Below are 24,116 nucleotides of genomic sequence, written 5' to 3'. Positions count from 1 at the left end.
CGGATAACAGCGCCTTGGTCACTGTGGACCCCTTCGTCGTGGTCGTGCTCATGGTTGTGCCCGTGGTCGTGATCGTGCTCGTCGTGGTCGTTCGGAGATCCCGGAAGCCATCGGAGCCGTCGGAGCCAATATGTTGGCTACCAATAGATAACACAGCAATACTTCTCTTGTGTAGGCTGGCAACTCATGAGACACGATGCGGTGCGAGGCCACCTGGACGGACTCCTGCTCGCCGTGCTGGAGCCCGCTCCTCTGCACGGCTACGCGATCATCACGGCCGTCCAACAGCGCAGCGGTGGCGCCCTGGAGCTACGCACGGGCACGATCTATCCGGCGCTCAACCGCCTGGAGCGCATCGGTCTGCTGCGCAGCAGTTGGGAGTCGGCCGGCGAGCGGCGGCGGCGCTGTTACGAACTCACCGACGCCGGACGAGGCACTCTGGCACGCGAGCGGACGGCGTGGCAGGAGTTCACCACCGCGATCGGCTCGGTCCTGAACCCCGTCACACCGCCCGGAGCCGTCACATGAGCACCGTCAGCCCGCAGAGCGATCCCGTCGAGGACTACGTCGCCTCCCTGGCCGCGGCCCTGCACGGCCCGGCGCGCGCCAAGGACCGGATGGTGGCCGAGGTACGGGAAGGGCTCACGGACGCGGTGTCGGAGCGCACCCGGGCGGGGCTGACGTACCAGCGGGCGGCCGACCAGGCGATGCGCGAGTTCGGGACGACGGACGAGCTCGTGGTGAGCTGGCAGCGCGAGCTGACGATCGCCCAGGCCCGGCACACCGCGCGGGCCGTCGCCCTCACCATTCCCTTCGTGATCGCCTGCTGGTACCTGGTCCGGCAGGCCGGTGACGAACAGACCTGGCAACTGCCGCGCACGGCCCAGTTGCTGGCGGTCCATCTGGCCGGTGTCTCGGCCGCCGCCGCGCTGCTGGCGGCGGTGACCCTGGCGGCCACCGGCACGCTCGCCCGCTGGCTGCCCACACCGGACCGGCTGCCCCTCACCGTCGCGTGGGCGGGCACCACCGCCAGCGTCTCCATGGCCGTCGCCACGCTCGCCCTGGCCATCGCGGCGGCGCTGGGCACCAACTGGCTGCTGCTGGCCTTCGCCGGGGCGCTCGCCGCCACCTCCCACGGCCTCATCGCGAGCTCGGCCCGCTCCTGCAGACGCTGCGCCCGGCTGCCCCTGGGCGAGCCCTGACCGTAACGGCCCCGGACACGAAGGGGTCCGCCGCCGCCCCGGCCTGAGGTGCCGGGCGGCGGCGGACCCCTTCGCCGTTCGCTACAGGTACGCCTTCTCGCGGGCCGCCTCTTCGGATGTCTTCTCGATCCGCCGCATCGCCATGTTCAGGATCGGCGGCGCCATGAGCGAGGTGACGACGGCGATCAGCACGATGATGGTGAAGGACTCGGTGGTGAGCACCCCGAGCCGCAGCCCCGCCATCGCGATGACGACCTCGACGACGCCCCGGGCGTTGAGGCCGGCGCCGAGGGCCAGCCCCTCCCACCGCGTCAGCCTGCTGAGCCGGGCGCCGAGGTAGGCGCCGAGGAACTTGCCCACCACCGCGACGACGAGCAGCAGGATCGCGGTCCCCAGCACCACCGGGTCGGCGAGCCCGGTCAGATCCATGCGCAGCCCGGCCGCGGCGAAGAAGACGGGCGCGAACACGCTCATCACCACCGTGCGCAGGGCGGCCAGCCGGGCCGGCGCCAACGCCCCCGTACAACTGATGACCATGCCGCCCACGAACGCGCCGAAGATCGGTTCCTGCTTGAGCGCGTGGGCGGCGGCAGCGGACAGCAGCACGATCACCACCACAGCGGCGACGGACGATCCCGGATCCGCCGACCTCGCCGTTCCGCGCAGTACGGCCCCGACGACGGCCCGGCCCGCGGTGAAGGCGACGAGGAGGAAGACCAGCAGGGAGGCGAGCGTCAGGACGACGTTCCCCGCGGTCAGACCGACCGTCGCCAGCGCCGTCACCATCGACAGCAGGAACCACGCCACCGTGTCGTCGATCATCCCCGCCGTCAGGATGAGCTGCCCCATGTCGCGGTGGAGGAACCCCATGTCGGCCAGGGTCTTGGCGATGACGGGCAGCGCGCTGACGGACATCGCCACCCCGAGGAAGAGCGCGAACACCGTACGGTCGACGTCCCCCGGCACCAGCACCGCGGGCAGCAGGAAGGCGACGCCGATGCCGAGGAACAGCGGCACGACGAGACCGCCCGCGCTGACCCGCACGGCCGTGCCGCCCTGCCGGCGGATCAGCCCGAGGCTCAGTTGGGTTCCGGTGACGCCGACCAGGAGCAGCAGACCGATCTGGCTGAACGCGTCGAGGAGATGGAACTGGGCCGCCTCCTTGGGGAAGAGCCACTCGGTCACCGCCGGCGCGAACCGGTCCAGCAGCGAGGGGCCGAGCACGACACCGACCAGCAGTTCGCCCACGACGGCGGGCATCCCCCAGCGCACCGCCAGCCGCCCGAAGAGCGACGCGAGCGCCAGCAACACCGCGACCTGGGTCAGCAGCAGGAGGAAGGAGTGCGCGCCGAGCGGCGCGATCGGCGCGGCGGCCATGGTCATGACCGGCCCCTGGTAGGGGGTCAACGGGCGGCGGCCGGCGCCTGGAACAGCGCCTGCCAGTACCAGGTGAAGGGCGCCGCCCACTCGTCGGCGACACAGCTCCAGCCGGAGCCCGGCCGGTAGGCGTCGACGAATTTCCCGGCCTGGCCGCGCACCGCCCGGTTGTCGTGGACGTCGATGACCTCGGTCAGCGGTCCCGCGTCGAGCGCGCGGGCGAGGGCGTCCTCACCGCGCGCGTGGTCGTCGAGGCTCTTGTCCATGTACTTGCCGACCGGATTGTTGGTGTAGAAGAAGCGGCAGCGCCCGGCGATCAGCGCCATGTAGTACCCGAAGGTTCCCCGGTCCATTTCGGCGAGCGAATCGATATTTATGGCGAGATCGAACCCGTCGCCGAGCGGAGCCGTCTCCAGTTCGTCGATGGGGATGAACGTCACCTTGCCGAACTGCTCCTCGGAAAGGACGGTCCGCAGGTATTTCCTGGAGAGGGCCATGGTGGTCGGCAGGTCGATGATCGTGTACGCGGCGATGTCCTGGTTCGACATCAGCGTGTGGCAGGTACGGCCGTACCCCGCGCCGATCTCCAGCACCCGCGCGCCGTCGAGCTCGACGTTCTTCCCGATGAACTCCAGGTCCCGCACGGCCCGCAGGTAGTCGAGGCACACCTGCTCCCCGTCGTACGTGACGGAGTACGGCTGCCCGAGTTCGCGCCCGGTGATCCGGCGCAGCCGCTCCCAGTCGTCCGCGCTCAACTGGCCGGCCAGGTTGTAGACGAGCGTCTTCAGGTAGCGGACGCCGTTGGTGCGGACGTCGAAACAGGTCAGCCGGTAATTGACCTGACTTCTCTTGAAGTCGGCGAGGTCACCGATCCGATCTTCGTTGACCTCGTTCTCGCCGATGTATTTCCAGAGTTCGTTCACCTGCGGCTGCGCACCCATCGAATTCCCTTCCCGAAATGAATCCAACGCGTCGGAGAATACGGGCCGGTAATCATCGGTGACAAGAGATTGAACAGGAGCGCACAAAAAAGCAGGGGCGCCCTGACGGGGAATGAGGGCGCCCCTGCGGCTTTTACCGTCGAAAGGTCAGTTCCTGGTGCGCGGCCCGACGGTGAAGCCGGGGCTGGCGCCGACCGACGCCGCGGCGAAGGGCTCCAGCGCCCAGCCGGGGTTGCTCTGTTCCCAGGCCGCGGCGGGGTGCGAGACGGACACGCACGGGTCCACCGGGGCGACGGCCGCGAGGAGGTAGCGGGCGTCGCGTCCCACCACGGTGTCCGGGACGGCGGGCGGACGGGCCAGGGCGCCGCCGAGATGACGGATGTTCATGATCACCATGGTGGGTCCGGTCAGCCGGGCCAGGGACTCCAGGGCCGTCGGGTCCAGCGAGTCGGCCAGGAGGTTCTCCCCGATGTACGGGCCGGGGTTGTCCGGCTCGGCGTGCACCCGGGCGTAGTCGGCGAACGGCATCGGCGCCAGGCTGTCCTCGATCGGCGGCGCGATGCCGCGCAGCGGCGCGACGAGCCCGTCGGCCTCCGCCTTCGTGCCGCGCAGGGCGACGGCGACGCGGGCGATCCGGCGGCCGCGCAGCTTCGGGGGCAGGTAGTCGAGATCGGGGAAGGACATCACCCGTAGCGTGGAGGTGAGTTCGTCCGGCAGGCCCGTCGTCGTCCACTCCCGGAACGCGTGCAGCACGGCCGGGTCGCCGTCGGCGCTTGTCGCACCGATGTCGAAGGTGAGCCCGCCGCCCTGGAGGGTGCCCTCCGGCAGCAGGCCGATGGTCATCCCGGTGACGACCAGCCCGTCCACCGGTCCGCTGCCGCGCAGGCCGGCGAAGAGGCCGGCGTCGTCCGGGCCGACCTCGCGCTCGACGCCGACCTCGGTGACGACCGTGAAGGAGCGGACGAGGTCGCTGGCCCAGCCGTCCGAGCGGGCCAGCAGGCTGATCCCGCCGCTCAGGGTGTAGCCGACGGCGCCCACGGAGCCCATGCTGCCGCTGGGCGGTATGAGTCCGTGCGGGGCGGCGGCCTCCATGACGTCGCGCCAGGTCGCGCCGCCCTGGACGCGGGCGGTGCGCGCGGCGGGATCGACCTGGACGCCGTTCAGCCGGCGCAGCGTCAGCAGGACTCCCCCGTCGGCCGCGTGGCGCATGCCGTGCCCGGTGTTGTGCACCGTGACCGGAACGCCGTGTTCACCGGCCAGGCGCAGCACGGTCCGTACGTCGGAGGCGTCGCGCGCCCCGACCACGACGTCCGGCTGATGGCGCAGCGCGAGCTGGAAACTGGCGAGTTCCTCGGTGAAACCGCTGTCCTCGGGTTGCAGCACCGGGCCGGTGACGGCGTCGGCCAGGGCCTTGGCCAGGCTGGATGCTTCGTGGGAGAGGGTCATGTCCGTCCTTGTCATCGACGTGCTCGACTGCGCTCGGTGGGGCGGGTTCCGTCCGGGACCGTCCGGCCGGTCAGGCTCCGGTGGTGGAGCCGGGGCGGACGATCATCAGGACGACGACGGTGGCCCAGAGCAGGTTGAAGATGCCGGTGACCATGGCCAGCCGGGCGGCGCCCGACCGGGTCGTCTCGGCGGTGGTGGTGGTGGCCGTGCCACCGGGGTCCGTGGAGGCGGCTTCCGTGGAGGCGGCTTCCGTGGAGGCGGTGTCCGTTCCCGTGCCCGCGGGCTGGGGCAGCAGCCGCTCCTGCCCGGGCAGGATGACCGCCAGCAACAGGGCCGCGGCGATCGCGGTGAGCACGATCGAGACGACGAGCCAGGCATCGGTCAGCACACCCATCTGGGCGCCGGTGGCGATACCGAAGACCGGTACGGCGACGCCGACGACGGTGTATCCGCGGCAGATCCGGTGCAGGAGCGCCGCGGTCTGGGGGGTGCGCTCCTCCGTGCTCTGCTCGTCCGCGGCCTGCGGACGCACGAAGCGGGGGAACATCGATGCCGCCACCGTGATCGGCCCGATCGCCAGAATCGCCGCCAAGACATGCACGGAGAGCAGGAATTTGGTCACCAGAAGCCCCTTCGAGAGCTGGGTTGCGTGGCAATACGTTGGCTGCCAACCAATAGGTAGCACACTCAGCAGCCTCTACGTTGGCTGCCTACTCACTCAGAGCGGTTTTCGGCCACCGATGAGCGCCGGTCGGACACCCGCCAGGACACCGGCCGGTCCACGGCCCGGACGCTGACCAGCCGTCCGCGCGCGGCCCACGTCCCGGCCTGAACAGCCCGCCGCTGGGCTAGCGTTCCGCCGTATCCACCACGGACGAGGAGAGAGGCAGAGCCTTGGCGAACGTTCTCGTGGCCACCGCGCCGGCCGAGGGCCATGTCAATGTCATGGCGCATCTGGTGAAGGAACTCGTACGGCGCGGAAACACGGTGACCTGGTACACCGGCAAGGTCTTCCAGGAGCGTGTCGAAAGGACCGGTGCCCGGTTCTCCCCGATCGTCTCCGGGTTCGACTACGGCGGACTGACGCACGAGGAGGCGTTCCCCGAGCACAACGGCCTGACCGGCGTCAGGGGGATGACCGCGGTCTTCCGGGACGTCTTCCTCGGAACCGCCCCCGACCAGCTACGGGACCTCTCGGCGCTGGCGCGGGACGTGCGGCCGGATGTCGTGGTCACCGACGAGACCACCTACGCGGGCGGCTTCCTCAGCGAGCTGACGGGGGTTCCGCTGGTGTGGATGGCCACCTCGATCTACACGCTCAGCAGCCGGGACACCGCCCCGTTCGGCATGGGACTGAAGCCGAGCGCCACCGTCCTCGGGCGGCTGCGCAACCGGGTCCTGAAGTGGACGGCGGATCATGTCCTCATGCGCGAACTGCGCCGGGAGGCCACCCGTACGCGCTCCCTGGTGGGTCTGGCGCCGCTGGACGCCGGGGCGTTCGAGAACATCATCCGGATGCCGTCGCTGTATCTGCTGGGGACGGTCCCGTCCTTCGAGTACCCGCGCGGCGATCTGCTTCCGCAGACCCGGTTCGTCGGCCCCATCACCGGCGCGGTCACCGACGCGTTCGACCCGCCGCCCTGGTGGGACGACCTCACGGCGTACGGCACGGTGGTGCACGTGACGCAGGGCACCGTCGCCAACGAGCCGGAGCGTCTGCTGCGGCCCGCGATCCGCGCGCTGTCCGGACTCGACGCCCTCGTCGTCCTCACCACCGGGGTTCCGCCCGAGAAGCTCGACCTGGGCCCGCTCCCTGACAACGTACGGGTGGAACGGTTCGTGCCGTACCACCATCTCCTCCCGCACGCGGACCTGCTCGTCACCAACGGCGGGTACGGCGGTGTGACCGCGGCGCTGACCAACGGGGTGCCGCTCGTCGTGGCCTCGGCGACCGAGGACAAGAACGAGGTCGGCGCGCACGTCGGCTGGTCCGGGGCCGGCGTGCATCTCAAGGCCGGTGACGACCTGGAGCGCCGGTTGCGCACGGCGGTGCGCCGTGTCCTCGCCGAGCCCGCCTACCGCGAGCGCGCCCGGCGGTTCGGCGAGGAGTACCGCGCGCTCGACGGGCCCCGCCGGGTCGCCGAGCTCATCGAGGAGCTGGTGGCCGGCGCCGCCCCGCGGGACCGGGCGGGCCACCCCTCGCCCCGTCACCCGTAGCGGACGGCGGCCGCGATCACGTCGCAGATCCGGTCGACGTCCCCCGGCGAGACCGCCAGGCCGGTGGGCAGAACGAGCACCCGCTCCGTCAGTGTCCCGGTCGCCGACAGGTCCACCGGCGTGTGCACCGCGTCCGCCCGGTAGGGCGGCATGCGGTGGCACCCCGGCGCGAAGTACCGCTTGGCGTGGATGTTCTCCGCGCCGAGAATGTCGCACAGCCGGTCGCGGTGGAGGCCCGCCACCGCCGGGTCCACCTGGACCACGACGTACTGGTGGTTATGGGTCTGCCCTTCCGGGCCCGCCATCAGCGTCACGCCGGGCACGTCCCGCAGCCCCTCCTCGTACCGCAGGTGGATCGCCCGGTATGCCTTCAGCGTCTCGTCGAGGCGCTCGATGGAGGCGATGCCCATCGCCGCCGACGACTCGTTCATCTTCGCGTTCGTGCCCGGCCCCGCCACCTCCATCGCCTCGTCGAAGCCGAAGTTGTGGAGCGACCTGACCCGGGCGTGGACCTCGGCGGAGTCGGTGGCGACCAGCCCGCCCTCGAAGCAGTTGAGGACCTTCGTGGCGTGGAAGCTGAACACCTCCGCCGTCCCGGTGGGACCCGGCCGCAGGGGCCGGCAGCCGAAAGCCTGGGCCGCGTCGAGGACGAGCGGCACACCCGCCCCACGGGCGACGTCGTCCAGTCCTGCCAGGTCGCACAGATTGCCCCAGAGGTGCACGCCCAGGACGGCGCCCGTACGGGAGTTGACCGCCTTGGCGACCGAGCGGGGGTCCAGGGTGCCCGTCACTGGATCGATGTCGCAGAACACCGGTGTGAGGCCGATCCAGCTCATCGCGTGCGCGGTCGCCACGAAGGTGAACGACGGCATGATCACCTCGCCGGTGACCCCGCACGCCTTCATGGCGACCTGCAACGCGGTGGTGGCGTTGTTCATCGCCGTGTTGTGCCGGCGCAGGGTCCGCCGCGCCGTGAGTTCCTCGAACCGCCGCACCAGCGGGCCGAGGTTGCTGAGCCAGCGGCGGTCGATCGCCTCGCTCACCAGCTCCAGGTAGCGGTCCTTCGCCGGTACGTTGGGCGTCCCCACCCGGATGTCCTCGGCGAAGCCCGGCGTACCCCCGAAGTACGCCAGGTCGTCGCGGGTCCGTTTGGTCCGTACGGCGCCCCCGCCGCCGGTCATGCCGCCGGCCAGACGGCATAGTCACGCAGCCCGTACATCAGGGGCCGCGGGGCCGGCGACCAGATGGCCGACCACTCGACCCGGCCGAAAACCACCGTATGGTCGCCGACCGTGTCGGCCTTCGCCAGGCGGCAGTCGGCCACCGCGTGGGCGTCCTCGGGCAGATGCGGGCCGCCGCGGCCCGGCGCGCCCTCCCAGCGCACCCGGTCGAACCGGTCGGCCGCCCCGGAGGCGAACAGTTCGGCGACCGGGCGGCCGGAGTCGCCCAGCAGGTTCACCGAGAAGCGTTCCGCCTCCAGCACGGCGGCCAGGGTCGGGCTGCCGTTCCTGAGGCACACCAGGAGGGTCGGCGGGTCGAGGGTGACACTGCACAGGGACGAACAGGTCATCCCCCAGGGCCGGTTCGCCGCGTCGAAGGCCGTGACCACCGTGACACCGGTGGGATACGCGGACATCAACTCGCGGAACGCACCGGGGGCGAGAGTGGCCGCCGATGGGGTGTCGTGCGCGATCATCCCGGCATCACCAGGTCTTCCTTCCGTTGTACGGACGTGTGCTGACGTCAGCGCATCTGGGCGAGGTACTCGTACTGTCCCGGCAGGCTGCGGACCAGTTCGGCCGCCGTGGCGCGCACCCGCGCGAACTCCTCGGCCGCGGCGGTGGGATCCATCAGGTCCAGCGCGCCGGGCGCGCGCAGCGGGATCCCCTGGAGGCCCATCAGCATCGCCACGTACGAGTACGCCTCGAAGCCGTGGTAGTGGGGGAAGATGTTCTCGGCGTCCGGTGTCTTGTGCTGCCACTGCTCCAGCCGCGCGGCCAGCCCGTCGGGCACCGCACGGGTCTTGGCGTCCCGCCAGTACGCGTTGTCGTCGCGCGCCGCGCCCTTGAAGTGGAGCACGAGGAACTCCCGTACGCCGTCGAGGCAGTTGTTCACCGCGCGGTTGTACGAGTCGCGCAGCCGCGGCGACCAGTCCTGCTGCGGGAAATGCTTCACCAACTGCTCGATGCCGTGCTGGATGAAGAAGATCCCGGTCGACTCCAGCGGCTCGACGAAGCCGCTCGCCAGACCGATGGCGACGCAGTTCTTCGTCCAGGAGTTGCGGCTGCGGCCGATCCGCATGCGGATGTGGTTCGCCTCCATCCCCTCCGCGGCGGGCCCCACGAACGCGCGCAGCGTCCGCTCGGCCTCCTCCGGCCCGCAGTAGTCGCTCGCGTACACGTAGCCCGTACCGACGCGGTCGAAGAGCGGGATCGTCCAGATCCAGCCGGCCTCCTGGGCGGTGGCCCGGGTGTACGGCGGCATGCCCACCTCGGCCGTGTCCACCGGGACCCGCAGCGCCACCGCCCGGTCGTTGGGCAGGGTGTCCTGATAGGAGACGAACGGCTCCTCAAGGGCCTCGTTCACCAACAGCCCCTTGAAACCGGTGCAGTCGACGAAGAGGTCGGCCTCCAGGTCCCCGTGGTCGCGCGTGGCCACCGTCTTGATCCAGCCCCGGTCGTCGAGCCGGACGTCGACCACGTCGTCCACCACGTGCCGTACGCCACGGCTGACGCCGTACTCGGTGAGGTACTTCGCGAGCAGCGCCGCGTCGAAGTGGTAGGCGTACGGGAACTGGGTGTCCTGCTCGCTCAGGGTGGACCGGAAGGCGGCGGACCCGGGCCCGAGGTCGTTCTCGGACCGCTCGAAGATGGTGCCGTCGAGGTAGCGCGGCGAGCGCATGAAGTCGCCCATCGCCGCCATCACGAAGTTGTCGGCGTCGAACCGGTCCGACGGGCGCAGCTTCAGCCACCAGTCCGTCAGGGGGAAGCCGTCCACGACGCGCAGCCGCTCGAAGGGGTGGTAGAAGTGCGTTCCGGGGGCCGACCAGTCCTGGAAGCGGATGCCCAGCTTGTAGGAGGCGTTGCAGGCGGGCATCCAGTCGGTCTCCTTGAGACCGAGGAACTCGAAGAAGTGGCGCACCGTGCTGAACGTGGCCTCGCCCACGCCGATCGTGGGCACCCGGTCGGACTCCACGACGGTCACCGATATCCGGTCGCCGAACGCGGCCTTGAGATAACTGGCGCTCATCCAGCCGGATGTGCCGCCGCCCACGATCACTACCTTGTCGAGCATGCTCGTCACCTTTCTCTTGTTTTCCTGACGGTTCTGAGTACGCCGGTTCCCCGCAGGTGATTGACGGGTTCTCAGGCGCGCGGAATGCCGCGCAGTGAATCGGGCAGGCGATCGAGATTCACCATGTTGCACCAGGTGCTCGCGGGTTCGTCCAGGTCGTGGAGGGCGCCGTATTCCTCGCCGGCCCGGGTCAGCATGAAGTGCAGATCACTGGCGAGTCCGAGGAAGGTGAACCCGTCGTCGACACGGTCCCGGACGGAGGCGGAGTCCCGGCACAGGGTCCCGAAGGGAACGCCGTGCTCGCGGCAGGCGTCGGTCACGGTCCGTACGGCGTCGAGGAACGCCGGTTCCGCGCTCCAGAACCTCGCCGGGAGCCCCAGCGAGAGATGCAGGTCGTTCGGGCCGATGAAGACCAGGTCGACGCCGTCGACGGCGAGGATCTCCTTGATGTTCGCCACGCCCTGGGCGGTCTCGATCTGGACGCCGACGAGGATCTCGTCGTTGGCCTCGGCGAGGTAGCCGGGGGCGTTCACACCGAACCCGATGTGCGGGTGCATGCCTCCGCCGCCGCGCTCGCCCCGGGGCGGGAACCGGGCGTGGCGTACGGCGTCCTCGGCCTCCTGGGCGGTGTTCACCATCGGCACGATGACACCCTGGGCGCCCGCGTCCAGCGCGTGCTTGATGTGGTCGATGGTGCCCGCCGCGACCCGGGCGACCGGGGTGATCTCGCCGCCGCTCAGGTCCGAGACCGTGCTGAAGAGGTGGCTGGCGGTCGTGTGGTCGACCGGCGTGTGCTCGAAGTCCACGAGCATCCAGCGGAACGCGCCCTGCGCGACCAGGAGTCGGGTCGCCGGCACGCTGTGCAGTTGGAGCCAGGTGCCCACGGCCGGGCTTCCCCGCCGGATCAGCTCAAGTGCCTTGTTGTTCCGCAGCATCAGTCTTTTTCCTCTTTCGGTTGTCCACGTGCAGACCGTGGGTGTGCAGGAATTCCTCGATGCGTTCGGTGATCGTCGAAAAGATCGACTCCAGCGTGTCCCGGTCGGCCTGTTCCGTCTTGAGCAGTTCGGCGAAGAGGATCGCCGCGCCGGAATTGGAGACCCATTCCGGGACGATGGTCAGGCCCTGCCGAATCCAGCGTGTTTTCACCTCGGCCGTGGCGAAGGCGTTGTTGGCGCCGCAGACCACCACATGGCCGCCGCCGTTCACGAACTCCCGCAGGACCCCGTCGGTCAGGGCGTAGCGGGTCGCGCAGGGCGTCAGGACGTCGGCGCCGGCCGCGGCGGCGAACTCGGTGAGCAGCGCCTCGTCGGAGCGGCCGGCGCCACGCGGCACCCACTTCCAGCCCGGGAGCGGGTTCTCCCCGACGAGGTCGCCGAAGGCGGGCCGGTCGGCCCGCCCGGCCCGGCGGCGCAGGAGTTCGGGGATGTCGATGCCGTCGGGGTCGAGGAGGTAGCCGTCCTTCTCGCAGACGGCGGTGACCTGGCCGATGCCGCGCGAGGTGAGCGAGTACGCCGCGTTCGAACCGACGCTGCCGAAGCCCTGGACGGCCACGCGCGGTGTGCCCCCGGCGGAGAGCCGGATCGCCTCGGCGACGGAGTGTCCGGTGGCGGCGTCGTCGACCGTGGCGTGTTCGTTCCAGGGCCGGGCCAGCCGCCGCGGCATGGCGGGGGCCTGGGAGGCGATGCCGGCGTGCCGGGCCAGGGTGGCGGCCATCGCGGCGAAGGCCGTCGGCAGGGCGAGGTCCTCGCGTGCGATGCGCTCGATGACGTCCCTGCTGGTGTAGAGGTCGGCCCCGGTGCTCCAGTCCCGCGCGATGACCTCACGGTGCGCGAGCATGAACCGGCGCAGCACGCCCTCGGCCTCCGGGGAGGCGGGGTCGTACCGTATGCCGCCCTTGCCGCCGCCGAACCGCGGGCGTTGCAGGGTGTTCTTCAGCGTCATGGTGGAGGCCAGGTCGGCCACCTCCGACAGCGTGACGTCCGGGTGCATGAACAGGCCCCCGCCCGAGACGCCGCCGACGAGGCTGTCGATGACGAGCCAGCCCTCCGCCTCGGTCCGGTCGTCCCGCCAGTGGAACACCTTGGCGAGCTGGTGAGTCGTGGTCACGTCGTGTCACCCTCCGTTGGGCCGTGACGGCCGGGCCGCCACGGGGACGCGGCGGTCGCGTGTGTAGATGTCGAGTGCTTCCCGGTAGGTGGAGCTGACGAAGTTGACCAGGGTGGGAAGGGGGACGGCGTCCGGGCCGGCGGGCCGCGGTCCCGTGCCGTTCAGTTCGGCGTAGTTGGCCAGGGAGAGGGCGGCGGCGGCCTCGTGTTCGGGGAGGCGTTCCCGCTGGTACGCGTCGAGGGCGGCGGCCTGGTCGCCCGGCAGGCGCGCCAGGGACCGGGCGAGTACGGCGCAGTCCTCCAGGCCGAGGTTGACGCCCTGGCCCAGGAAGGGCGCCACGGTGTGCGCCGCGTCGCCGACCAGCAGGACGGAGCCGTCGTGGACCACCGGGGCCGTTGTCAGCACCGAGATGGGGGTCACCGGCACCTTCGACGGGTCGGGCTCGGCCGGGTGGAAGATCTCGGCCGCGTCGGGGAAGTGCCGGCGCAGGAAGGCGCGCAGGGCCTCCTCCGTCATGAGGTCGGCGAAGGCCGGGGAGCCCGGGGAGCCCGGGGAGCCAGTGGAGCCCTCCCGCGGCAGGACGAGCGTGCAGCGCAGCGAGCCGTCGTGGCTGGGCAGGCCGACCATGAAGAACCCGTCGCGGGGCCAGACGTGGATCGCGCGCGGTGTCATGCGCCCGTCCCCGCCCCCGTATCCGCCCCCGCCCCCGTCCTCGTCCGGGGGGCGCAGGGTGATCTCCCGGTACTCGACGCCGGTCCGGTGCTGCCGGCAGTGCGTCAGCCCCTGTTCGGCGAGCCGGTCGCGCACCGCGGAGTGTGTTCCGTCGGCGCCGACGAGCAGGTCGTACTCCGCCTCCCAGGAGCGGCCCCGCCGGTCGGTGAGGGCGACCCTGCGGGTGACGGGGTCGACGCCGGTGCACTCCGTACCGAAGGTGAAGCGCACCGCGGGAACGGCGTCGGCGCTCGTCATCAGCAACAGGTTCAGGTCGTTGCGGTCGATCGACAGGTTCCGCCAGTCGTCGCGCCCGTACCCGGCGGCGTCCACCCGTCCGTCGGGACGGTGGCGTACGCGGCGGTCCATCGGCACCACGAGCCGGTCCAGGGCCGCGCGGTCGCAGAACCCGTCCAGGGCGTCGATGCCCCTCGGTGACAGGGACAGGTTGATGGTGCGGCCGTCGTACCTCAGCCCGTGCTCGGTGTAGTGCGGACGCTTCTCGTGGACGTCGACGGTGTAGCCGTGCCGGGCGAGGACCTGGGCGGCCAGACAGCCGACCGGTCCCGCTCCCACCACCACCGCCCTGGGGGCGGGCGTACCGCTGCTCGTCCTCGCGGACATCGGGATCACCACCGTCCTCCTGTCTGGGTCTCCGGCGCTCAGAGCGCGCCGACGGTGGCCAGGACCTTCCGCAGGCTCTCGATCACCCGGTCCTGCCGGTCCGGGGCGAGCGAGGGGTACATGGGCAGGGAGAAGATCTCCCCGGCCAGCCGTTCGGTGACCGGCAGGGACACCTCGGCGGCCTCGGTGTGCGCGAAGCCGGCCATCGTGTGCACCGGCCACGGGTAACTCACGTTGAGGTGGATGCCGTGGGCGCGCAGGCCGTCGATGACGGCGTCGCGGGCCGGGTGCCGGACGACGTAGAGGTAGTGGACGTGGTCGTTGCCGGGCGCGGTCTCCGGCAGGACGAGAGCGGTGTCGGCGAGCCCCTCGCGGTAGCGGTCGGCCACCCTGCGCCGGGCCGCGATGTACCCCTCCAGCCGCCGCAGCTTGCGCCGGAGGATCTCCGCCTGGACCTCGTCGAGCCGGCTGTTGTGGCCGGGGAGCGCCTCGACGTGGTAGCGCTCCTCCATGCCGTAGTAGCGCAGGCGGCGCAGGTTCTTCGCGACGTCCTCGCGGTCGGTGAGCGTGGCGCCGCCGTCGCCGTAGGCGCCCAGAACCTTCGTCGGGTAGAAGGAGAAGGCGGCGGCGGCACCGGTCGTACCGGCGAGTCTGCCGTGCTGGCGCGCTCCGTGGGCCTGGGCGCAGTCCTCCACGATGTCCAGGCCGTGTGCCTCGGCCACTTCGACGACCGGCGCCATCGGCACACACTGGCCGTACAGGTGCACCGGCAGGACACAGCGGGTCCGTTCCGTCACGGCGTCGGCCAGGCGGGCGGTGTCCATCAGGTACGTCGCCGGGTCGATGTCCACGAACTTCGGGGTCGCGCCGGTGCCGGCGATCGCCACGACGGTCGGGGCGGCGGTGTTGGAGACGGTGATGACCTCGTCGCCCGGGCCGATGCCCAGCGCCTCCAGGGCGAGTTTCACCGCGTTGGTGCCGTTGTCGACCCCGACGCAGTCGCGTACGCCGTGGAAACCCGCGAACTCCTTTTCGAACGCGGAAACACTGGGACCGAGAATGAGCTGGCCCGAGGAGAACACCGAGTCGACCGCGTCCAGAATGTCGTCGCGTTCGGCGTTGTACTCATCCTCGTAGGACCACACCAGGGTCGTCATCCGATACTCCAAGCTCGTCTTCGCCACATACGGGGACCCATAAGGGAATTCGGACAGAAGAGGTTCCGGCGGGGCCGCGGTCAGCCGGGGAGCGTGCCGACGAACGCCCCCGGCCCGCCGTTGCCCAGGTCGAGGAGTTCGGCGTCCAGGCCGGCCTCCTGGAACGCCGTCAGGTACGTCTCGCGGGGGAACAGCGCCATGACGTGCTCGTCGGTGAAGTGCCAGATGCCCTCACCGGTGCGGGCGACCACGTAGTGCACGGTCATCCGGCTGATGTCGCCCTCTCCGACCGTGTACGAGACCCGGGACAGCCTGGTTCCCTTGAACTCGACGACGTCACCGCCGACATGGCCGTCGACGAAGGTGTCGGGGAACCACCACGGCTCGACGACCAGGACTCCGCCGGGCCGGAGATGGCGACGCAGGCAGCGCAGGGTGGCCCGCAGTTCGTCGACGCCGCGGATGTTTCCGACCGCGCTGAAGAGGCAGGTCACCGCGTCGAACCGGCGCCCGAGGTCGAAGTCGCGCATGTCCGCCCGGTGGAAGGGGACTTCGGGCAGCCGCCGCCGCGCGTGGCGGATCATGGGCTCGGCGAGGTCGGCACCCTCCACCCGGTCGAAGGCCCGGGCGAAGTGGTGCAGATGGGTGCCCGGCCCGCAGCCCACGTCCAGCAGGTCGCTGGCGCCCGGGTTGCGCTCCTTGACCAGGCCGACGACCGTGGCCGCCTCGGTCGCGTAGTCCTTGCCGCGGCCCAGGTAGATCGCCTCGTACAGCGGTGCGACATCGTAGATCGTGTGGGCCGCGGCCAGCGCGCGGCCCCACTCGGTCGTCGGGGCGGTCGTCATCCGGACGTCTCCGCTCATCCGGACGTCTCCACCAGGTCCTCGATCCGGGCGACGATGTCGGACGGGGTGGGCAGGCCGCGGATCTCCTCGCGCACCTCGTGGACGGCCGCCTTCATCTTCCCGTCGGCGAGGACCGTTTCGAGCAGGTCACGGCCGAGCGCCTCGGGCGGCGCCGTCAGGCCGACCCCCCGGTTCCCGACCGCGTCCATGATGAGCGGCCGGCCGAGGCCGCCGAAGGCGGGGATGATCTGGGGGATGCCGCTCATGACGGCCGCGAAGGCGGAACCGGGCCCTCCGTGGTGGATCACCAGCGAGCTGCACTCCATCAGCGAGACCAGCGGCGCCCAGCCGACCGAGATCATGTTGTCGGGCAGCGGTCCGAACGGTTCCAGATCCATGGTGGGCGCCGCCAGGACGAACTGGGCGTCCATGTGTCCGGCCGCGTCCATGAGGTTCCGTACGACGCGCTCGGTCTCCTGCGGCGGCGGCCCGCTGCCGAACGTCACGGCGATACGCGGGGTCCCGTGGCGCCGGGCCTCCACCAGGTAGTCGTAGACACCGGGCGGGAAGACACCGCCGCCGTTGAAGGGGACGACGCCCATCTGCCAGGCACCGGGCTCGATCCCGCCCATGCTCGGCGGGGTGATGTCGATGGTCGCCAGCGTCTTGGGCAGTTCCACGCCGTGCGCCTCGAAGAGGTCGCTGTGCAGGTGACGCATCAGTTGCGGCGAGTCGTCGGTACGCACCATGCCGAACTCGTTGCGCACCGCGGGGATGCCGAGCTTGGCCGCGGCGATCAGGCCGGGGGTCAGCAGGGGCGAGTAGACGATGACGTCCGGCTGCCACTCCTCGGCCGTACGGATCATGTTCTCGACCAGTGTGGGCTGCAGGCGCAGCGCCGACGAGACCGCCAGGCCGATGGTCTGGTGGTAGTCGGGGTCCAGCGAGTCGTTGTTCAGCCGCGCGATCACGTCCGGGTGGTTCTGCGCGAGCTTGGCCTGCATCTGCGTCAGGGACAGGCCCGGGGCCACGTCGACGCACCGTACGCCCGCCTCGCCCAGCATCAGACCGGGGCCGGCCGAGGCGACGAGCACCTCGTGCCCGGCCATCTGCAGGGCCCAGCCGAGCGGCACCATCGGAAAGGCGTGACCGGCACCGGGGGTGATCATCATCAACACGCGCACGGCGCATCATCTCCTCGGACGTAGCAGATGTAACAGACGTAAGGGAAGTAACGAGAGGGACGGAAGTTACGAAAGTGACTGGGTGTCGGCGGGCACGGCGGGGCGGCAGCGCTCACCGCAGTTCCGGAGCAGGATGTTCCGGGCGCAGGCCGATGCCGATCGTGCGGGCCGGGCCGGCCTGGAGCACGGGCAGACGCTTGAGGATCCGCAGCACCACCGGTGTGGTGGACTTGCCCTCCCCGCGCACCCACGGTTCCAGGAACCGGCTCTGCAGGAACCGCTGGAGCCGCTGGGTCATCACCGTGGGCGGTGTACGACGCCTCTGGACCCGCGCCAGGTGGCGGTCGGTGACCGTCCCGGAGGCCAGCGGTCCGGCGAGGACGTTGGCGGCGGCCACGGCGTCCTGGATCGCGAGGTTGATCCCGACGCCCATGATGGGCGACATGGTGTGGGCCGCGTCCCCGAGGCAGAGCAGCCCGGGACGCCACCAGCGCGGGAGGCGGTCGATCTGTACGTCCAGGGCCTTGACGTCGTCCCAGGTGCGCACCTCGTGCACCCGGTCAGCGAGGAAGGGGGTGAGTTCGGCCAGGGTCCGGCGGAACCGGTCGAGGCCGTGCGCCTTCACCTCGTCGTATCCGCCCTTGCGGACGGTGTAGGCGGTCTGCCAGTGCGTCTGGCGTTCGATCCGGACGAGCAGCTTCCCGTCGGAGAGCCGGCCCACCATCCCGCCCGGATCGCCCTCCTTCTTCGAGAGCTGGAACCACAGGATGTCCATGCCCGAGCCGAAGACCCGGGGCCGCAGCCCCGCGTCCTGGCGCAGTGCCGACCGCCGGCCGTCGGCCGCCACCGTGAGGTCGGCCCGCAGTTCGTGCTCCCCCGTCGCGTCGCGGTAGCGCAGCCCGGTGATCCGGCCGTTCTCCTCGATCGCCCCGGTGACCTCGCTGTCCCGGTACAGCCGGAAGTTCGGGAACCGGCTCGCCTCCTCGGCCAGGAAGCTCAGGAAGTCCCACTGCGGCAGGAACGTGATGTGCTTGAACTTGCCCGGAAGGCGGCGGAAGTCGGCGAGAGTGAACGGCCCGTCGTCGGTGACCACCTGCAGCCGGTGGATCTGCTGGTGAGCCAGTTTCATGAATTCTTCCTGCAGCCCCAGTTCTCCCATGAGCCGGAGCGTCGAGGCATGCACGGTGTCGCCACGGAAGTCGCGCAGGAAATCGCTGTGCTTCTCCAGGACAACGGTATTGACCCCGGCCCTGGCCAGCAACATTCCGAGCATCAGTCCGGCCGGGCCGGCACCGGCAATGGCGCACGTCGTCGTACTGGTTCCCACTTTCCCCCACATTCTGTGTTCAGCTCTCGCGGAACGATTCACCAAATGGAAGTACCGCCGGAAGACGTTGCGAATCTACCGCTGCCCGTTCCGTTCAAGCGAGGAAAGCGAATAGCGGGGCCAATCCCGTTTCCCCGCCCTCTCATTCATCGGTACGGGGCCCGTTCGCCGCCTCCTTCTCCAGTTGAGCCTGCTTCTCCAGTTGATCGGCGAACTGCGTCCATCTGAGCGCGCTCTGCCGGGCCAGCGCCGCGACGACATCGGTGCAGTGCGTGGGGAGGTTCATCACGATGCTCGTCCAGTCGGAGGTGTCGAGGTCGTGCAGGGCGAGCAGTCGCAGCACCACCCGCCCGGAGTCGGTCGACCTCAGGGCCGGATCCCTGCGCAGCCTCTTGAGGAGTTCGGCCGTCGGCAGGGGCGGGGTCTCGCACGTGGCGCGCGCGAGCTTCTGCTTCGGCCGCTGCTCCGCGACCACGGACCTGCCCCCGCCGGGCATGGGGTCCTCCCCGCGCTGGAGCCGTTTCTTGACGTCGTGCGCCGTTCCCAGCGAGATCCCCGCCGCCCTGGCCACCTCGCGCAGGCTCGCCTCCGGCCGTTCGGCGAGCAGCCGCCCGGCCTGCTCCCGGCCCTGCGCCACCCCCTTGGGATGGACCTTGCCGTCCATGCCGATACGGGCGTTCAGGTGCGGATCGTGCCCGGTTGAACGCCGGATACGGGCGACCGTACGCGCGGACAGTCCGGCGACCACCGCCACGTACCGGTCCGACATTCCGGCGCTGTCCCCGAGCAGCCGGCCGGCCGCGGCCACCCGCTCCGCGTACGACAGCGGCATGCCGTGTGCCGTGTTCAGACGTACCGAGAGGGCGAACAGGTCGCGCTCCGGAACGTCCAGCAAGTAGGCGTCGATGGCGGTGTCACCGCGGCGCCGGGCGGCGTCCACCCGGTGCATCCCGTCCACGACGCGCCGGGTGGGCCGGTGGACGACGATGGGAGGTAACTGCCCGTTCAGTTCGGTCAGTACGTCGACGTGGTTCTGGTCGATCGTCTTCATCCGCGGCGAGTCCGCGGGGTTCAGGGTGTCCAGAGGTACCGACCGTCGTTCGAAGGAACCGAGCCTCGACGGCCGCCCGTCGGCGGTCAGTTCGGGAAGCACCTCGGACAGGTTCGGCAGGTCCGGCCCGACACGCGCAACAGTTCGTCTCTCCATTGACCCTCACCTCTCCGGACGCGCCGTTCAGCGCTTGGTCGTTCAGTCGTGCGGTGGGTGTTCGTCATGACGTCCGGCGCCGACGGCGCCGCCCTGTCGCGCGGACGGGCGTACGCGCGCGGCGCGCCCGGGACCGGTCCGGGCAGGGGGTGGCGGAGTCAGCGGACGACCGGGCCGGCGGAACGCGGGCGGACGGCCGACACGGACATGGCTCGACCGGAAACCGGCCACCGGAGGTCCACCGCGCCCACGGACGCGGCCGCCGGCGGGGCGGGACTCATGACGTGCGGAATCTCAGACGGCGCTGGTCACTACCGGTGCCGAGCACGGGCCTTCCGGCGCGCGGACCAGGGCGGGCAGCAATTCGACGGACGGCACTCCGGAAAGCGGCGGCACCCTGAATGTGCCGGCCTTCCCGGGCGCACACACGCCCCGACCAGGGGCTCCACCTCTGACGCGCGGTCGACGCACCGTCAAAGATGTACCTTTGCGGCCGCTTGGGCCGCACTTTTCCCACACTTTACCGGTGTGTTCACCGATGAACCGATCCAATGCACCATTCGATGCACCCACGGCCACTTCATCTCTCGCCAAAGTCATCTGCTCCACGGAATCCCCCGTTCACATTTTCCGTCGCACGGCGAAATCTAGCCGAGTATCGGAAACCAGTCAGCTTCGTTCAGCAGGCGCTATTAACGGAAAGCAGTATTCCGCTCAAGCGACGACCGAACGGCTCCTGTCCGCGGGGGCGGCCCGGGTTCGCTCAGCACGGAGCCCCCGGCGGCCACTTCCGCCGGGGGCTCCGCGTCGTGTGTCAGTCCGCGATCGTGGCGTTGAGCGGCGCCGCTCCGGCCGTCCGCGCGAACGCACCGCCGAAGTACCTCTCGACCTCGGCCTTCTCGGCCGTGTTCGGGTAGGCGTTCGTGCAGGTGGTTCCCGCGCTGGAACCGGACATCAGGCTCGTGCAGGGGCCGGGCTTGCGGTCCGGGAGGCCCAGGATGTGGCCCAGTTCGTGGGACGAGATACGGATCGTGTTGTGGCCCTCGTTCACCGCCTGCCGTCCGATGTAGACGGTTCCGTTGCCCAGCGAGGTGGTGATCGCGCGGGGCCAGCCGTCATCCGCCAGGACCCGGATGTTGGCGCGTTGCCCGGTCGCGACGGGGCGTAGCTCCACCGCGTCGACGCTCTCGTTCCAGATCGCCGCGCCCCGGTCGACCGCGGACCTGAACTCCGCGGTACCGCTGGCGTCATAGGTGACCACCCGAGCGGCCGCGGCCCGGTCCGCGTCCGCGGAAGGGGCGGCCACGGCCTGGCCGCCTATCAGGGAAAAGGTCACGGCCAGCGTGGCGGCGAGCCCGCCGGTCAGCTTACGAACGTTCATGGTCGGCCTCCTTGCAGGAGAGAAAGTCGTGCACATGACATACATTTCCTCTGCTCATTGCCCAGCGGGGACGGACACCAATCCGTCAATCGGCAGCCGTGCCGACGACCACGACGGGCCGCGGAATCACCGCTGTTCAGCTCTTGCGGAGTGCGGCGAGCAGCGCCGGCGAGTGATAGGCCGTCGAGCTGCCGGCCAGCCAGGATTCGAGGTCCGGCGGCTGCGGACGGGCGCCGCCCAGGGCGTAGAGGCCCACCAGGAGCAGCGCGCCGATCACCAGGAGCGCGAGGATGATCGCCACGGCGAGGTGGAAGCCGTGCGCGAGGCCGGTGGTCAGGGCGAGGTGCAGCAGGACGGGGCCGACCAGGAACGCGGCTTCCGAGCGCAGCAGTTCGACCAGGGCGAAGGTCGGACCGATCTGCGCCGACGGTACGGAGAAACCGGCCAGGAAGAGCCCCGGCGTCACGCCGGCGCCCGCACCGAAGCCGAGGAGGAGCGCCGCGAAGGGAACGACCACGGAGGCGTTACCCGTGGACGCGGTCAGCAGCACGCCGGCGGCCATCGCCACACTGACGGTGCCCGACAGGGCCAGGTACGGGGTCCACCGGGTCGACATCAGCCGCCGGAACAGCACGGCGGCCACGAACACACCGACGATCTGAGGTGTGACGAGCGCCCCGACGCGCAGCGGGGCGTAGTGTGCCTCCCTGGTCAGATAGGTCTCGGTCAGTTCCAGGAGCGAGGTGAAGCAGGCGCCGACGAGCATCGCGTTGGCCGTTCCCACGACCGGCAGTGTGTTGCTGATGGGCCGCACCGGCATCAGCGGATCGGCCTTTCTGTACTGGCCTCCCACCAGAAACACACCGCAGATCAGCCCGCACCCGACCGGCACGAAGAACGCGGGATCGCTGAACGAGCCGCGGGTCAGCCAGGAGACGCCGAAGAACGGCAGCATGGTGGTCCCGAGCGCGAGGGGGATGGCGGACCGGTCGAACCGCGCCCGGCGGTCCGGTGGTTCGTTGCCCTCGAAGGTCAGGGCGCCGATGGTCAGGCCGATCGCCGCCAGTGTGGCGATGCCCGCGAACAGGGGCCGCCAGCCGCCCAGACTCCCGACGAGTCCGCCCACCAGCGGCCCGAAGGCCACCATGCCGAACAGTCCGAGGCTGATGACGGCCGCGGTCGTCCGAAGCCGCTCCACGGGGTGTCCGGTGACCAGCGGTGGCAGCGCCGCGACCAGCAGCATGCCGGTGAACAGGCCCTGGAGCACCACACCTGCCGTGAACAGGCCGATTCCCGGCGCGCTGAGCGCCAGCACCGAACTCAGCACGAAGCCCGCTTCACAGATGAGGTAGATCCGGCGCCGGGCCGCACGCTGGACGAGGTCGGCGGCGGCCACCGCGCCGAACGCGTACGCCGCGTTCGACAGGGCACCGGCGAGCTGCAGCTCGAACGCGGTCCCGCCGATGTCCTCCATGACCCGCGGTTCCATCAGGGCGGTGGCCGAGGTGAGGATCAGATACGGGCTCAGCGCGAGCAGCGAGAGCGCCACCGCCGCGGGGTAGCGTCCGGCCAGCGGGAGCCGGCCGAAGGGACGCGGCGAGGATGTACCGAACCGCAAGGACGCCTCCGGGTCCGAGAGGGAAGGGCCGCGGACCCGTCGCGCACGCCGGGCACCGGCCTCCGCCGTCCTCGCGGTGCGACGCCCGGACTCCGGCCGGGCCGCCCGGTCAGCGTACGTGCGGACGCCGCGCGCCCGGGGCTGACACGCCCGCGCCGGGCCCGTCCCGCGTTCCGTCGAAGCGATCCGGCCACCCCCGTGGGAGCGCTTCCACGGCGGCCGTGTCCATGCCACGATGCCCCGGGACGGTGCCTTTCCGAGAGGGGCGAGGTCATGAGAATTCCACACAGGCGCCTGTTCGTGAGCGCCCTGATCCTGGGACTGCTGGCCGTCGTGGCCTTCACCGTCCCGCCGGGACCGGCCACCGCGGCCGACCGGCGACCGGCCGTGTCGGCGTCGGAGTCGGAGTCGGCGTCAAAGGCGGCGTCAAAGGCGGACGCGGGAGCGGAGTCGGAGTCGGCGTCGCGGGCGAACCCGCTGCCCCGCTCGTTCAGTTGGTCGTCCAGCGGTCCGCTGATCGCTCCGAAGCCGGACGCGGCCCATCCGATCGTCTCGGTCAAGGACCCGACGGTCTTCCGGTACGCCGACCGGTGGCACGTCTATGCCACGACCGCCGACACCACCGGCCGGTGGAGCCTGGCGTACACCAGTTTCGCCAACTGGTCCGACGCCGCCGCCGCGCCGCAGACGTTCCTGGACACCAACCCGAACATCGGTGACCGGTACGCCGCCGCACCCCAGGTGTTCTACTTCGCGCCCCAGCGCACCTGGTACATGGTCTACCAGACCGGTCCGCCGTCGTACTCCACCAGCAAGGACCCCACCCGGCCGGGAAGCTGGAGCACGCCCCGCCTCTTCATGGACACCGAGCCGCCGGTCCTCCTGGAGAACAAGGGGGACGGCGGCTGGCTGGACTTCTGGGTGATCTGCGACCGGACCGACTGCTACCTGTTCTTCTCCGACGGCAACGGCCATCAGTACCGGGCGCGGACCACCCTCGCCGAGTTCCCCGGCGGCTTCCGCGACACCGCCGTCGTGCTCACCGCCCCGAACCGCTTCGACCTCTTCGAGGCGAGCAACGTCTACCGCGTCGGCGACAGCGGCACGTACCTCATGCTCGTCGAGGCCCTGGCCACCGGTTCGGACTGGCGGCGGTACTTCCGGGCCTGGACCGCCGACCGGCTGGACGGCACATGGACCCCGCTGGCGGACACGGAGGCCGTACCCTTCGCCCGCGCGAACAACGTGCTCTTCGAGCCGGGGCAGGCCGCGTGGACCCGGGACGTCAGCCACGGCGAGCTGATCCGCGACGGGGTCGACCAGAACCTCACCATCGATCCGTGCCGTCTGCGCTTCCTCTACCAGGGGCTCGATCCGGACGCGAGCGGTGACTACTCCCAGCTCCCCTGGCGGCTGGGGCTGCTCACCCAGACCAACTCCACCTGCTGAACGTTCCCCGGCACCCGGCAACCCCCCACC

Annotated in this window: 21 protein-coding genes; 4 read left to right on the top strand and 17 right to left on the bottom strand. The window is 70.6% G+C overall.

Going from position 1 to position 24,116, the window contains the following annotated elements:
* Window positions 1–186: 186 nt before the first annotated feature.
* Entirely contained in the window at window positions 187–528 is a 342-nt protein-coding gene (locus ACIO3P_RS23130) for a helix-turn-helix transcriptional regulator (RefSeq protein ID WP_329823259.1), read from the top strand.
* Complete coding sequence (locus ACIO3P_RS23125) at window positions 525–1,202, top strand: permease prefix domain 1-containing protein (protein ID WP_329823261.1); 678 nt, start codon at window positions 525–527, stop codon at window positions 1,200–1,202. Before ACIO3P_RS23130 ends, ACIO3P_RS23125 begins: the two co-directional genes overlap by 4 nt.
* Window positions 1,203–1,283: 81 nt before the next feature.
* On the opposite strand, the gene ACIO3P_RS23120 is transcribed toward ACIO3P_RS23125, so the two are convergent.
* From ACIO3P_RS23120 to ACIO3P_RS23105, 4 genes are all read right to left on the bottom strand, one after another.
* A complete protein-coding gene (locus tag ACIO3P_RS23120; protein WP_401851891.1) occupies window positions 1,284–2,585 on the bottom strand; it encodes a cation:proton antiporter in 1,302 nt (433 codons plus the stop codon).
* Between the two features lie 20 nt (window positions 2,586–2,605).
* A complete protein-coding gene (locus ACIO3P_RS23115) occupies window positions 2,606–3,520 on the bottom strand; it encodes a putative sugar O-methyltransferase (protein ID WP_401851889.1) in 915 nt (304 codons plus the stop codon).
* Between the two features lie 147 nt (window positions 3,521–3,667).
* Window positions 3,668–4,966 (bottom strand): FAD-dependent oxidoreductase, encoded by a 1,299-nt coding sequence (locus ACIO3P_RS23110; RefSeq protein ID WP_329823267.1) that lies wholly within the window; start codon window positions 4,964–4,966, stop codon window positions 3,668–3,670.
* A gap of 70 nt (window positions 4,967–5,036) precedes the next feature.
* Window positions 5,037–5,588 (bottom strand): hypothetical protein, encoded by a 552-nt coding sequence (locus ACIO3P_RS23105; RefSeq protein WP_401851886.1) that lies wholly within the window; start codon window positions 5,586–5,588, stop codon window positions 5,037–5,039.
* 272 nt (window positions 5,589–5,860) lie between these two features.
* On the opposite strand from ACIO3P_RS23105, the gene ACIO3P_RS23100 reads away from it, so the two are divergent.
* Window positions 5,861–7,183, top strand: coding sequence for a glycosyltransferase (locus ACIO3P_RS23100; protein WP_401851885.1), 1,323 nt, complete (start codon window positions 5,861–5,863; stop codon window positions 7,181–7,183).
* On the opposite strand, the gene ACIO3P_RS23095 is transcribed toward ACIO3P_RS23100, so the two are convergent.
* The 13 genes from ACIO3P_RS23095 to ACIO3P_RS23035 form a co-directional block, all read right to left on the bottom strand.
* On the bottom strand, window positions 7,174–8,364 hold the full coding sequence (locus tag ACIO3P_RS23095; RefSeq protein WP_401851882.1) for a DegT/DnrJ/EryC1/StrS family aminotransferase: 1,191 nt from the start codon (window positions 8,362–8,364) through the stop codon (window positions 7,174–7,176). The genes ACIO3P_RS23100 and ACIO3P_RS23095 overlap by 10 nt on opposite strands.
* Window positions 8,361–8,879: a flavin reductase family protein gene (locus ACIO3P_RS23090; RefSeq protein WP_329823271.1), complete on the bottom strand. Its 519-nt coding sequence runs from the start codon at window positions 8,877–8,879 to the stop codon at window positions 8,361–8,363. The genes ACIO3P_RS23095 and ACIO3P_RS23090 overlap by 4 nt, the downstream gene beginning before the upstream one ends.
* 47 nt (window positions 8,880–8,926) lie before the next feature.
* Window positions 8,927–10,477: a tryptophan halogenase family protein gene (locus ACIO3P_RS23085; protein ID WP_401851878.1), complete on the bottom strand. Its 1,551-nt coding sequence runs from the start codon at window positions 10,475–10,477 to the stop codon at window positions 8,927–8,929.
* 71 nt (window positions 10,478–10,548) lie between these two features.
* On the bottom strand, window positions 10,549–11,412 hold the full coding sequence (locus tag ACIO3P_RS23080; protein ID WP_401851875.1) for an HpcH/HpaI aldolase/citrate lyase family protein: 864 nt from the start codon (window positions 11,410–11,412) through the stop codon (window positions 10,549–10,551).
* Window positions 11,387–12,583, bottom strand: a complete 1,197-nt coding sequence (locus ACIO3P_RS23075; protein ID WP_401851873.1) for a Glu/Leu/Phe/Val dehydrogenase dimerization domain-containing protein — start codon at window positions 12,581–12,583, stop codon at window positions 11,387–11,389. Before ACIO3P_RS23075 ends, ACIO3P_RS23080 begins: the two co-directional genes overlap by 26 nt.
* A gap of 6 nt (window positions 12,584–12,589) precedes the next feature.
* A complete protein-coding gene (locus ACIO3P_RS23070; protein WP_401789778.1) occupies window positions 12,590–13,918 on the bottom strand; it encodes an FAD-dependent oxidoreductase in 1,329 nt (442 codons plus the stop codon).
* Between the two features lie 38 nt (window positions 13,919–13,956).
* A complete protein-coding gene (locus ACIO3P_RS23065; RefSeq protein WP_329823279.1) occupies window positions 13,957–15,075 on the bottom strand; it encodes a DegT/DnrJ/EryC1/StrS family aminotransferase in 1,119 nt (372 codons plus the stop codon).
* 80 nt (window positions 15,076–15,155) lie between these two features.
* Window positions 15,156–15,938 (bottom strand): class I SAM-dependent methyltransferase, encoded by a 783-nt coding sequence (locus ACIO3P_RS23060; protein ID WP_401851870.1) that lies wholly within the window; start codon window positions 15,936–15,938, stop codon window positions 15,156–15,158.
* Window positions 15,935–17,104, bottom strand: coding sequence for a nucleotide disphospho-sugar-binding domain-containing protein (locus ACIO3P_RS23055; RefSeq protein WP_329823283.1), 1,170 nt, complete (start codon window positions 17,102–17,104; stop codon window positions 15,935–15,937). The genes ACIO3P_RS23060 and ACIO3P_RS23055 overlap by 4 nt, the downstream gene beginning before the upstream one ends.
* A 112-nt stretch (window positions 17,105–17,216) precedes the next feature.
* Window positions 17,217–18,431 carry an FAD-dependent oxidoreductase gene (locus tag ACIO3P_RS23050; RefSeq protein WP_401851868.1) on the bottom strand — a complete coding sequence of 405 codons (1,215 nt, stop codon included), beginning with the start codon at window positions 18,429–18,431 and terminating at the stop codon, window positions 17,217–17,219.
* A gap of 142 nt (window positions 18,432–18,573) precedes the next feature.
* Complete coding sequence (locus ACIO3P_RS23045; RefSeq protein ID WP_329823287.1) at window positions 18,574–19,638, bottom strand: ParB N-terminal domain-containing protein; 1,065 nt, start codon at window positions 19,636–19,638, stop codon at window positions 18,574–18,576.
* 814 nt (window positions 19,639–20,452) lie between these two features.
* Entirely contained in the window at window positions 20,453–21,019 is a 567-nt protein-coding gene (locus ACIO3P_RS23040; protein ID WP_329823288.1) for a snapalysin family zinc-dependent metalloprotease, read from the bottom strand.
* Window positions 21,020–21,155: 136 nt separating this feature from the next.
* Complete coding sequence (locus ACIO3P_RS23035) at window positions 21,156–22,637, bottom strand: MFS transporter (RefSeq protein ID WP_401851864.1); 1,482 nt, start codon at window positions 22,635–22,637, stop codon at window positions 21,156–21,158.
* Window positions 22,638–22,910: 273 nt separating this feature from the next.
* Here ACIO3P_RS23035 and ACIO3P_RS23030 point away from each other — a divergent pair, with 273 nt between their 5' ends.
* Window positions 22,911–24,086 carry a non-reducing end alpha-L-arabinofuranosidase family hydrolase gene (locus ACIO3P_RS23030; protein ID WP_401851861.1) on the top strand — a complete coding sequence of 392 codons (1,176 nt, stop codon included), beginning with the start codon at window positions 22,911–22,913 and terminating at the stop codon, window positions 24,084–24,086.
* Window positions 24,087–24,116: the final 30 nt, after the last annotated feature.

Origin of the sequence: Streptomyces sp. NPDC087310 (genome assembly GCF_044744405.1) — a bacterium.
Classification (GTDB): Bacteria; Actinomycetota; Actinomycetes; order Streptomycetales; family Streptomycetaceae; genus Streptomyces.
This window is presented reverse-complemented; position numbering and strand designations above follow the sequence as displayed.